This is a genomic window from Longimicrobiaceae bacterium (assembly GCA_035936415.1).
Classification (GTDB): domain Bacteria; phylum Gemmatimonadota; class Gemmatimonadetes; order Longimicrobiales; family Longimicrobiaceae; genus JAFAYN01.
In genome coordinates this window covers 1-11,373 of record DASYWD010000423.1, presented here as the reverse complement: position 1 = coordinate 11,373, position 11,373 = coordinate 1, and the positions used below count along the sequence as shown (strand labels likewise).

At 70.0% G+C, this 11,373-nt stretch carries 7 protein-coding genes; 6 read left to right on the top strand and 1 reads right to left on the bottom strand.

Translation table 11 applies throughout. The annotated features are described in order from the left end of the window. The 6 genes from VGR37_17255 to udk form a co-directional block, all read left to right on the top strand. The coding region (locus tag VGR37_17255; GenBank protein ID HEV2149159.1) for an SPOR domain-containing protein at nucleotides 1–674 on the top strand (674 nt) is incomplete at its 5' end. A gap of 491 nt (nucleotides 675–1,165) precedes the next feature. Beyond that, a complete protein-coding gene (mutS, locus tag VGR37_17250) occupies nucleotides 1,166–3,763 on the top strand; it encodes a DNA mismatch repair protein MutS (GenBank protein ID HEV2149158.1) in 2,598 nt (865 codons plus the stop codon). 19 nt (nucleotides 3,764–3,782) lie between these two features. Further along, nucleotides 3,783–4,163 (top strand): energy transducer TonB, encoded by a 381-nt coding sequence (locus VGR37_17245; GenBank protein ID HEV2149157.1) that lies wholly within the window; start codon nucleotides 3,783–3,785, stop codon nucleotides 4,161–4,163. A 35-nt stretch (nucleotides 4,164–4,198) separates the two neighbouring features. Next, nucleotides 4,199–5,587 carry a cysteine synthase A gene (locus VGR37_17240; GenBank protein ID HEV2149156.1) on the top strand — a complete coding sequence of 463 codons (1,389 nt, stop codon included), beginning with the start codon at nucleotides 4,199–4,201 and terminating at the stop codon, nucleotides 5,585–5,587. Between the two features lie 215 nt (nucleotides 5,588–5,802). Beyond that, complete coding sequence (locus VGR37_17235; GenBank protein ID HEV2149155.1) at nucleotides 5,803–9,075, top strand: carboxypeptidase regulatory-like domain-containing protein; 3,273 nt, start codon at nucleotides 5,803–5,805, stop codon at nucleotides 9,073–9,075. A 301-nt stretch (nucleotides 9,076–9,376) separates the two neighbouring features. After that, a complete protein-coding gene (gene udk / locus VGR37_17230) occupies nucleotides 9,377–10,009 on the top strand; it encodes a uridine kinase (protein ID HEV2149154.1) in 633 nt (210 codons plus the stop codon). 79 nt (nucleotides 10,010–10,088) lie between these two features. Here the strand turns inward: udk and add are convergent, their stop codons facing one another. Next, on the bottom strand, nucleotides 10,089–11,144 hold the full coding sequence (gene add, locus VGR37_17225) for an adenosine deaminase (GenBank protein HEV2149153.1): 1,056 nt from the start codon (nucleotides 11,142–11,144) through the stop codon (nucleotides 10,089–10,091). Nucleotides 11,145–11,373: the final 229 nt, after the last annotated feature.

Below are 11,373 nucleotides of genomic sequence, written 5' to 3'. Positions count from 1 at the left end.
GCTACGCGGAGGCCCGGACCGCCCTGCGCGCCTGGTGGGCCGCCGCGGGCGACACCGCCACCGGCGACCGCCGCGCCGCCGGCCTCTACCTGCGCGCCGTCCTTTCGGACTCTCTGGACGCCGCCGAGCGCGACCTGCTGCGCGTATCGGTAGAGCACCCCCTCGCGCCCGACGCCGACGACGCGGTGCTCCGGCTGGCGCACGTCCGCCTAGCGCGTAGAGACTCCGCGGGCGCGGCGAGCTACCTGGAGCGCCTCGCCGCCGACTTCCCGCAGAGCCCCCACCGCGCTCCCGCACTGCAGCAGCTCGCCCGACTGCGTCCGGCCGCGCGCACCGCGGCATCCGCTCCCCCAAACACGCCTCCCGCCTCGGCTCAGGCACCTCCGCCGCAATCCCGGGAATTACCCCGTGAGCCGGCCGCGACCGGCGATCCCGCCGCGCGCGGGGAGACGTTCACCATCCAGTTGGCCTCCGAGCGCTCGGTGGCTCGGGCAGCCGCCCTCCGCGACCGGCTCAGGACCGCCGGGTTCGACGCGGTCGTCACCATGGTCGGGGACGACTCCACGATCCGGGTGCGCGTCGGCTCGTTCCCGTCGCGGGAGGCGGCTGCACCCACGGTGGCGAGGCTCCGCCGGGCCGGGTACCGGCCGACTGTGGTGGCCGTCGGGAGGTAGCGGAGCGCGTCGGCGGCCCCCACCCGGCTCGCTTTAGGCTCGCCACCCTCCCCCGCATGCGGGGGAGGGCTTCCTGTCAGGTCGGCTCCGAGCGAGTCGGCGGCGGACCCCCTCCCCCGGCCCCTCCCCGCAAGGGGGAGGGGAGTACGGCAGGAGCCGTTGGGTGCCCTCACGCAGGGGGTGACAGGGAGGGGGCGGGGGTGGTCGGAGGAAGAAGTGGATGTCTGAGCGTAGCGAGTGCTCGCAAGCGAGTCCCTCCGGGTTCACTTCTTCCGGAGACTACCCCCGCCCCCGACCGCCCGCGCGACGCAGCCAAGGTCCCGTGTGCCGTGCGCCAAACGCCCCGGAAAACCCAGTAAAGGCGCCAAGGAGTTGCCCCGGCCACTCCCGCGGGCTACCTTCCGCCGTCCCTGAGAAGCCATCCCGTCCCCGCAAGTGATGCCGCGTCAGACCCGGAACAATCGTCCGGCCCCTCGCACCCGCCGCGACGGATGAGCACGGCCACGGACACCCCCCTGATGCAGCAGTGGCGGGAGGTGAAGTCCCGCCACCCCGACGCGATTGTCTTCTTCCGCGTCGGGGACTTCTACGAGATGTTCAACGAGGATGCCGAGGAAGGCTCCCGCCTCCTGGACCTCACCCTCACCTCGCGCAACAACGGCGCCTCCCGCGCGCCGCTCGCCGGGGTCCCCGCCCACGCCCTCGACAACTACCTGCAGCGCCTGGTGGCGCTGGGCCGCCGCGTCGCCATCTGCGAGCAGGTGGAGGACCCCCGGGAGGCCAAAGGGATCGTCCGCCGCGCCGTGACGGAGATGGTCACCCCGGGCGCGGTCTTCTCGGACGCGCTCCTCGACGCCCGGCGCAACAACTTCCTCGTGGCGCTCGCGGGCGAGCCGCAGGGGACGGACACGCTGGGGCTCGCCTGCGTGGACCTGTCCACGGGGGAGCTGCTGCTGCGGCGCATCCCCTGGGCGGAGGTGGCCGCGGAGCTGGGGCGGATCGGCCCCGCCGAAGTGCTGCTTCCGCGCTCCTGGGAGATCTTCCCCGTACCGGGAGCGGAGGACGCCACCCGGACCTACCGCAGCGACTGGCTCTTCGACCCGGAGGCGGGAAGGGAAGAGCTGACCCGCCGCTTCCGGGTGCTGGGGCTGGACGGCTTCGGCCTCGGCACCGGGGACGGCGACCTGGTGGGCGCGTGCGGCGCGCTCCTGGGCTACCTGGGCGAGGTCCAGCCGGGCGGAGTGGAGCACCTGCGCCCCCCGCGCGTGGAGCGCGCCGGCGACGTGATGGCGCTGGACGAGATGACCCGCCGCAACCTGGAGATCGTGGAGACGCTCCGCGGCACCGGGACGGAGGGGACGCTGCTGCGGGTGCTCGACGAGGCGCTCACCCCCATGGGCGGACGGCTCCTGCGCCGCTGGATCGTCTCCCCGCTGGTGCGGGTGGAGCCGATCCGCGCCCGCCTGGACGCCGTCGGCGAGCTGGTGGACGACGGGGACCGCCGCGGCGCGCTCCGCGGGGCGCTGGCGGAGATCCGCGACCTGGAGCGCCTGGCCGCCAAGGTGGCAACGGGGCGGGTGGCGCCCCGGGAGATGCTGGCGCTGGCGGCCTCGCTGGCGCGCCTCCCCGCCGTGCGCGCGGCGCTGGAGGGAACCCGGAGCGCGCTCCTGGCCGGGCTGCGCGACGGAGTGGACCCGCTGGACGAGGTGCGCGAAGAGATCGCGGCCGCCGTGCACCCGGAGGCGCCCGCCTCCGCGGCCGACCCGGGCTACATCCGCGCCGGGTACGACGCCGACCTGGACGAGCTGCGGGCGGCGCGCGACGGGGCCGTGGAGTGGATCGCCCGCCTCCAGGCGCGCGAGCGCGAGCGCACGGGGATCGCCTCGCTCAAGGTGGGCTTCAACCAGGTGTTCGGGTACTACCTGGAGGTCACCCGCGCCAACCTGGACCGGGTTCCCGACGACTACCATCGCAAGCAGACGCTGGCGAACGCCGAGCGCTACTTCACCCCCGAGCTCAAGGAGTGGGAGGAGAAGGTGCTCGGCGCCGAGGAGCGGATCGCCGCGCTGGAGCAGCGCCTCTTTTCCGAGCTGCGGACGCGGGTGGCGGCGGAGGTGGCGCGGATCCAGTCCACCGCCGAGCGCGTTGCGGCGCTGGACGTGCTCGCGGGTCTCGCCGAGGTGGCGGTGCGGCGCGAGTACGTCCGCCCCGAAGTCGACGAGGGGTACGCGCTGGACGTCGAGGGCGGGCGCCACCCCGTGGTGGAGACCATGATGCCGCGCGAGGAGTTCATCCCCAACGACGTGCGGCTGGACCGCGACGCGCGGGTGATGGTCCTCACCGGCCCCAACATGGCCGGCAAGAGCACCGTGCTCCGGCAGGTGGGGCTCATCGCCCTGCTGGCCCAGGTTGGGTCGTTCGTCCCGGCGCGATCGGCGCGCCTGGGGATCGTGGACCGCATCTTCACCCGCGTGGGCGCCTCCGACAACCTGGTGCGGGGGCAGTCCACCTTCATGGTGGAGATGAGCGAGACCGCCGCGATCCTGCATGGCGCCACCGAGCGGTCGCTGGTGCTGCTGGACGAGATCGGGCGCGGCACCTCCACCTGGGACGGGCTCTCCGTCGCCACCGCGGCCACCGAGCACCTGCACGACCGGGTGGGCGCGAAGACCATCTTCGCGACCCACTACCACGAGCTGACGCGCCTTTCCGAACGCCTCCCGGGCGTGGTAAACTTCAACGTGGCCGTGCGCGAGTGCGGCGAGGAGATCGTCTTCCTCCGCCGGCTCCTCCCCGGCGGCGCGGACCGCTCCTACGGGGTGGAGGTAGCGCGGCTCGCCGGGCTCCCCCGCGAGGTGGTGGAGCGCGCGCGGGAGGTCCTCGCCGAGCTGGAAGGCGCCGCCCCCGCGCCCCGGAACGGCAACGGGAAGCGGCCCGCGGCTGCGCCGCTCCCGGAAACGCAGCTCGTGCTCTTCGAAGCGCCGCCGCACCCCGCCGTACAGCGGCTGCGGGGCATGGACGTCCACAACCTGACCCCGGTCCAGGCGCTGGTGCTCCTGGCCGAGCTGGTCGAGTCCGCGCGGGGCTGAGCCCCGCGCGCCGGAAGCCATGACGCCCGACCGCACGACCTGTCTTTCGCTTGCCGCCGCGCTCCTCGCTTCCGCGGGGTGCGAGGCGGAGCCCGTCCCGGAGTCGCCCCCGCGGCAGGTCGCCTCATCGCCCTTCCAGTACCCGGAGGAGCTGTGGGACGCCGGGGTGGAGGGGGAGACGCTGCTCCGCCTGTACGTCGGTCCGGGCGGCACCGTGGACACCACCCGGGTGGAGCGGACCAGCGGGCACCCGGCCTTCGACCAGGCGGCGGCGGCGGGCGCCCGGGAGCTCCGCTTCGAGCCGGCCCGCCGCGGCGAGGACGCTGTGGGGATGTGGGTCCTCCTCCCCGTGCAGTTCAAGATGACGCCGGAGGGCGGCGCGCAGCCCGATCCCTCCTGACACCGGATCGCTTCCCCGTTCCCGAACCCGTTTCCATGTCCCGTCACCAGCAGCCCTACGACGACGTCCTCCAGACGATCGGGTGGACTCCGCTGATCCGCCTCAGCCGGGTGGCCGCCGGGATCCGCACCCCGGTGTACGGCAAGGCCGAGTTCATGAACCCCGGGGGCTCGGTCAAGGATCGCATCGGGCTCCCCATCGTCGAGGCGGCGGAGCGGAGCGGGGCGCTGAGGCCCGGCGGCACGATCGTCGAGGGGACCAGCGGGAACACCGGTGTGGGACTGGCCCTGGCCGCGGCCATCAAGGGGTACCGCTGCATCTTCACGATGCCGGACAAGATGAGCCAGGAGAAGGTGCGGCTCCTCAAGGCCTTCGGCGCCGAGGTGATCATCACCCCCACCGCGGTCGCGCCCGACCACCCGGACAACTACGTGATGATGGCGAAGCGGATCGCGGAGGAGACCCCCAACGCGATCCTGGCCAACCAGTTCTACAACATGGCGAACCCGGAGGCCCACTACGCGACCACCGGCCCCGAGCTGTGGGAGCAGACGGAGGGGCGGATCACGCACTTCGTGGCGGCCGCCGGCACGGGCGGCACCGTCAGCGGCGTGGGCCGCTACCTCAAGGAGAAGAACCCGGGCGTGCGCATCGTCGCCGCCGACCCCCTGGGCTCCATCCTCGCCGAGAGCTGGCGCATCGGGGGGGAGGCCGAGGTGGGCGGCGCGCCCTACAAGGTGGAGGGGATCGGGCAGGACAAGATCCCCGGGGCGCTGGACATGAGCGTCATCGACGACTTCGTGACCGTCACCGACCGCGACGCCTTCGCCATGGCGCGGCGGCTCACGCGGGAGGAGGGGCTGTTCGTCGGCGGCTCGGCCGGGCTCATCACGCACGCGGCGCTGGACCTCGCGCGCGAGCTGGACGACCCGGACGCCTGCGTGGTGACGTTCCTCTGCGACACGGGCGAGCGCTACCTCTCCAAGCTGTACAACGACGAGTGGATGCGCGAGAACCAGCTCCTGGAGCCGGACCGCGTCAGCATCGGAATGCTGCTGGAGCGGCGGACGGGCGCTCCCGAGGAGGTGATCAGCACCACGCCCGGGGCGCTGGTCCGGCAGGCGCTGGGGCTCATGCGGCTCCACGACGTCTCCCAGCTCCCGGTCCTGGAGGGCGACGCCTGCGTCGGGAGCGTGACGGAGTACGACCTGGTCACCCGCGGCCTGGAGAGCAGCCGCTTCCTGGACGCCACCGTCGGGGAAGTGATGGAGGAGCCGTTCCCGACGATCGCCGCCTCGCAGCCGGTGGACGGCGTGTCCAAGATGCTCTCGCGGCAGACGCCCGCGGTGCTGGTGCGCGACGGGTCGAGGGTGGCGGGCATCGTGACGCGCTCCGACGTGCTGCAGTTCCTCATGTCACGCTGAACAGCGGCGAGCGCGGTGCCGTCGGGGCCGGCCGGGCGCGACCCGGACCGGTCCCGCCACGTTTTCCGCGCCGGGAGACGGGCGTGTTTTTCTCTTGTTCTCCCTGTAACCCGCATGTTACATTCCCGCCTGTCCCGCGACGTTCGCCAACGCTATCCTCAACGCGCAACCGGGGAAGCGGGATCTCCCCACCTCTCTCTTCAACCGAGAAACACATGATGAAACAACGTGTGCGGACAGTAGCCCGGCTGGCATGGGCGCTGATGCTCGGCCTCGCGTTGCCCGGAGCCCTCGGCGCTCAGGGCGTCACGACGTCGGCCATCGGCGGTCGGGTCACCAGCGCGGCCGGCGCCCCGCTCGCGGGCGTCACGGTGCGCGCGGTGCACCAGCCCTCCGGAACCACCTACCAGTCGGTCAGCCAGACGGACGGAAGGTACTTCATCCCGGGCATGCGGGTGGGCGGGCCGTACACCGTGACCGCCGCCCAGCTTGGATTCGAGTCTCAGGTCAGGCAGGACGTCTCCCTGACGCTGGGCGTCACCAACAACCTGGACTTCGTCCTCGGCGAGGCCGCGGTCGCCATCGAGGGGCTGACCGTCACCGGGCAGGGGGCAGGGGCCGTCTTCAGCACCGACCGGACGGGTGCCGCGACTTCGGTGCAGCGGGAGGTGGTCGCCACGCTTCCGAACATCACGGGGCGGCTCGACAACATCACGCGTCTTACCCCCCAGTACAGCGGCAACGGCTCCTTCGCCGGCACGGACAACCGACTGAACAACATCACGGTCGACGGCTCCTACTTCAACAACTCGTTCGGTCTGGGTGGGCAGCCGGGGGACCGGACGGGTGTCGCTCCCATCTCGCTTGCCGCGGTGGAGCAGGTTCAGGTCAACATCGCGCCGTTCGACGTGCGCCAGGGGAACTTCGTAGGCGCCGGCGTCAACACGGTCACCCGGAGCGGGACCAACGACTTCTCCGGCTCGGTCTACTACCGGCGCCGCAACGAGAGCTTCGTCGGGAAGAAGGCGGGCGGCCAGGACTTCGATCCGGGCGAGTTCGACTTCGGCCTCATCGGTGGAACGGTCTCTGGCCCCATCCTCCGGAACAAGCTCTTCTTCTTCGTCAACGTGGAGGACGAGGGTGAGACCTCGCCGGGAACCACCTTCCGGGCCGCGGCGGCGGGAGAGGCTCCGGGGGGGAACGTCACCCGGGTCCTGGCCTCCGACCTGGATCAGCTCAGCACCTTCCTCAGGACGAACTTCGGCTACGAGACCGGGCCCTACCAGGGCTACGATCACGAGACGCCGGCCAGGCGGTTCCTGACCCGCCTTGACTACAACCTGAACGCGAGCAACAAGCTGAGCCTGCGGTACATCCATCTGGACTCCCGGACGGACGTTCTCGCGTCGAACTCCTCGTCGCTCGGGTTCGGTAGCCGGAGGACCAACCAGAACGCACTCAACTTCCAGAACACGAACTACATCATCAAGGAGAACATCCGCTCGCTGGTTGGCGAGTGGAACGCGGTCATCGGCTCGCGGATGTCCAACAGCCTGATCCTGGGATACACTGCCCAGGACGAGAGCCGGGATTCGCGGGGGAGCTTCTTCCCGATGGTCGACATCGTGGAGGGCGGCCGCACCTACACGAGCTTCGGGTTCGAGCCGTTCACTCCGAACAACGAGCTCCGCTACGGCAGCTTCCAGCTCCAGAACAACTTCACGTTCTTCACTCCGGGGCACACCCTCACCTTCGGCGTGAGCGCCGAACGGTACGAGTCCGAGAACGTGTTCTTCCCGGGCTCCCAGAGCGTCTACGTGTACAACTCGCTCCAGGACTTCTACACGGACGCAAACGGCTTCCTGCAGAACCCGAACCGGACGACCTCCCCGGTGACGGCGCGTCTGTTCCAGGTCCGCTACTCGAACATCCCCGGCCAGGACAAGCCCGTTCAGCCGCTGGAGGTGCTCTACACCGGCGTGTACGCGCAGGACGAGTGGCAGGCGCTCCCGGACCTGAAGGTGACCGCCGGTGCGCGCATCGACGTACCGTTCTTCGGCGACACCGGCTTCGAGAACCCCGAAGTCGACACGTTCAACTTCCGTGACGAGAACGGAAACGCGGTCCGGTACTCGACTTCCAAGCTCCCGGGCGCGAACCTGCTGTTCTCCCCGCGGATCGGGTTCAACTGGGACGTTCTGGGGCGTCAGAGCACGCAGATCCGCGGCGGCACCGGCGTATTCACCGGCCGCCCGGCGTACGTCTGGATCTCCAACCAGATCGGTGAGAACGGAGTGCTGACCGGCTTCATCGAGGACCGCAACACGCGCAGCCGGCCGTTCAATCCGGACCCGAACTTCTACAAGCCCGCGAGCGTCAGCGGGCAGCCGGCCAGGAGCTACGCGCTCGCGTTCACCGACCCGGACTTCCGGTTCCCGCAGGTCTGGCGGAGCAACTTCGCCATCGACCAGCGGCTCCCGTTCGGGCTGATTGCCACGGGCGAGTTCCTCTACGGCCGTGACGTGAACGGCGTCTACTACATCAACGCCAACCTGCCCGCGGCCCAGTCGGCGTTCACCGGGGCGGATGCGCGTCCGCGGTATACCAGCGACCGCATCGTCAACAAGGTCACGAACGCCATCGTCCTGAAGAACCAGAACGATGGGTACTCGTGGAACATCGCCGGGACACTTGAGAAGCCCTTCAGCAACGGCTTCTTCGTCAAGGCGGGATACAGCTACGGCGTGGCGAAGAACACCGTCGATCCGGGCTCCATCGCGTCCGGCTCCTGGCAGAACAACCCGCACGCCGGCGATCCGAACAACCCGGGGCTGGGCTTCTCCAACAACTCGCAGGGGAACCGCGTGTTCGGCGCCGCGTCGTACCGGGCGGAGTACTTCCGCTTCGGGGGGACCACCGTCTCGCTGTTCCTGGACGGCTTCACTCCCGGAAATGCGAGCTACGTGTTCTCGGGCGACATCAACGGGGACGGCGGTCGCTTCAACGACCTCATCTACATCCCGAGCGACGTCTCCGAGATGAACTTCGAGACGTACACCGCGTCGGGACGGACCTTCACGGCGGCGGAGCAGGCGGCGGCGTTCGATGCGTTCATCCGGCAGGATCCCTACCTGAGCAGGAACCGGGGCCGGTACGCCGAGCGCAACGCCATCTTCCTCCCGATGGTGTACCGCGCGGACCTGGGCATCGCCCAGCAGGTGTTCACGGACATCGCCGGGAAGCGGAACGCCCTGGAGGTGCGGCTCGACGTCCTGAACTTCGGCAACCTCCTGAACAGCGACTGGGGTGTCGGGCAGCGGCTCACCACCACCAACCCGCTGATCGCGACCAGCCCCGATGCGCAGGGACGCATCCGGTACCGCCTCGCCAACGTCGGCGGTGAGCTGATCAGCGACACGTTCCAGCCGACGCTCGGTCTGAGCGACGTGTACCGGATCCAGCTCGGCCTCCGCTACACCTTCAACTAGCCGGGTTCGGCTCAGGCGGTGTCCGCTCGGACGCCGCCTGAGCCTGCACAGACACGAGTCGGTCTGACGGGCATCTTCGCAGCAGCGAAGGTGCCCGTCTGCGTGGCGGGTCTCATGCCCAGGACACCCCCTGCACGATGCGCCACGGGGGGCTCGTCGCGCGTCGCGGAGCTCGACAACTTGTTCCCGTCTGCGTTGAACTCACGTCCGACAAGCCTGCACCCGCCCACCCTTGCGTCCGAGTTTCGACACCGGTACATCTACGCCCGCACCCTCGCCTCCCGCTCCGCAGCGTATGTCCATGAAGCCATTCTTGATCGGGATCGCCGGGGGGACCGGCTCCGGGAAGACCACGGTCGCCAGGAAGATCTACGACTCCCTGCACCTGGACTCCGCCGTCTTCCTGGATCAGGACTCGTACTACCGGGAGCTGGACCACCTCCCGCTGGAGGAGCGCCGGAAGGTCAACTTCGACCACCCGGACTCGCTCGACAACGACCTGCTGACGGAGCACCTCCAGCGGCTCATCGACCGCCGCCCCATCGCCAAGCCGGTCTACGACTTCGTGGCGCACACCCGCGCCCCGGAGACGCAGCGCGTCATCCCCCGGGACGTCGTGCTGGTGGAGGGGATCCTGCTCTTCGTGGAGCCGCGCATCCGCGACCTGTTCGACCTGAAGATCTTCGTGGACACCGAGGCCGACGTGCGCTTCATCCGCCGGCTCCGCCGCGACCTGGAGATGCGGGGGCGGACGCTGGACTCGGTCATCGAGCAGTATCTGGGGACGGTGCGCCCCATGCACTTCGAGTTCGTCGAGCCCACCAAGCGCTACGCCGACGTCATCATCCCCCGCGGCGGCAACAACGCCCCGGGGATCGAGGTGATCGTCGCCCGGATCCGCGAGCGCCTGGCGGGGAGCGGCGCCCTCGGGTAGCCGTCGCCGCTCCCCGAAACGACAGGGCCGGGCTCCCCCGCGGGGGAGTCCGGCCCTGATTCGTATGCGGTCCGTGCGCTCAGGCCGCCACGGCCTCCGCCTCTTCCAGCTCCGCGATCTCCTCCTTGACCCTCGCGACCATCGCCAGCTTCTCCGTCCGGTGCATGAAGGCGCTCTCGAACCCCATGAGCGAGATGTCCACCAGCTCCTCCCAGGTGAACCCCAGGTGCCGGTGCGCCCGCCAGTACTCCTCGGAGACGGTGGTGGCCGACATCAGCCGGTTGTCCGTGTTCAGGCTGAGCACGAGCCCGGCGTCGTAGTACTGCCGTAGCGGGTGCTGCTCGAAGCTGGGGACCGCCCGCGTCTGCACGTTGGAGGTCAGGCAGATCTCGATCGGCACCCGGAAGTCGTTGACGTAGCGCATCAGGTCCGGGTCCTCGAAGAGCCGCGTCCCGTGGCCGATGCGGTTGGCCTTGCAGTAGTGCAGCGCCTGGTGGATGCTCTCCGCGCCGTACGCCTCGCCGGCGTGGATGGTGGCCGCCATGTTCTTGTTGATGACGGTGTAGAACGCGTCCTTGTGCTTCTTGGCGGGGTAGTTGTACTCCGCGCCCGCCAGGTCGAACGCCACCACGCCCCGGTCCTTGTACGCCACTGTCAGGTCTGCCAGGTCTCGCGACGTGGCGGGCTCCATGTTGCGGATGCCGCAGATGATGATGGCCGTCTCGATGCCGAAGTCGGCCTTGGCTCGAGCCAGCCCGCGGAGCGGCGCGTCGACAATGGCCGTGAGCGGCAGCCCGCCCTGGCTGTTGAGGATGGGCGAGTAGCGGATCTCGGCGTAGCGCACGTTCTCGCCCGCCAGGTCTTCGGCCAACTCGTAGGCGATGCGCTCCAGCGCGTACTCCGTCTGCATCACGGAGAGCGTGATGGCGAAGCGGTCCAGGTACTCCACCAGGTTGCGCGCGTCCTTCACGTGCATGTAGTCGCGCAGCGCCTCGGGATCGCCGACCGGCATCGCGATGCCGTACTCGGCCGCCAGCTCCAGCATGGTCTCGGGCCGGAGCGATCCGTCCAGGTGCACGTGCAGCTCGGCCTTGGGCAGCCGGTGCAGCAGTTCCCGCGTCACTTCTACTGGCATTCCGTCACGTCCCGGTTGAAGAAGCACCTTCCGCACTCACGCACTCACGGACTGTCTCACAGGATCATCGTCACCACGGCCGCGGTCATGAAGCTGGCCAGCGTGCCCGCGATCATGGCGCGAAAGCCCAGCCGGCTCAGGTCGCCGCGGCGCTCCGGGGCCAATCCGCCGATGCCGCCGATCTGGATGGCGATGGAGCTGAAGTTGGCGAACCCGCACAGGGCATACG

Coding starts and splice junctions, on each gene's coding strand:
- mutS (HEV2149158.1), top strand. CDS start 1,166: ATGAGCACGGCCACGGACACCCCCCTGATGCAGCAGTGGCGGGAGGTG.
- VGR37_17245 (HEV2149157.1), top strand. CDS start 3,783: ATGACGCCCGACCGCACGACCTGTCTTTCGCTTGCCGCCGCGCTCCTC.
- VGR37_17240 (HEV2149156.1), top strand. CDS start 4,199: ATGTCCCGTCACCAGCAGCCCTACGACGACGTCCTCCAGACGATCGGG.
- VGR37_17235 (HEV2149155.1), top strand. CDS start 5,803: ATGATGAAACAACGTGTGCGGACAGTAGCCCGGCTGGCATGGGCGCTG.
- udk (HEV2149154.1), top strand. CDS start 9,377: ATGAAGCCATTCTTGATCGGGATCGCCGGGGGGACCGGCTCCGGGAAG.
- add (HEV2149153.1), bottom strand. CDS start 11,144: ATGCCAGTAGAAGTGACGCGGGAACTGCTGCACCGGCTGCCCAAGGCC.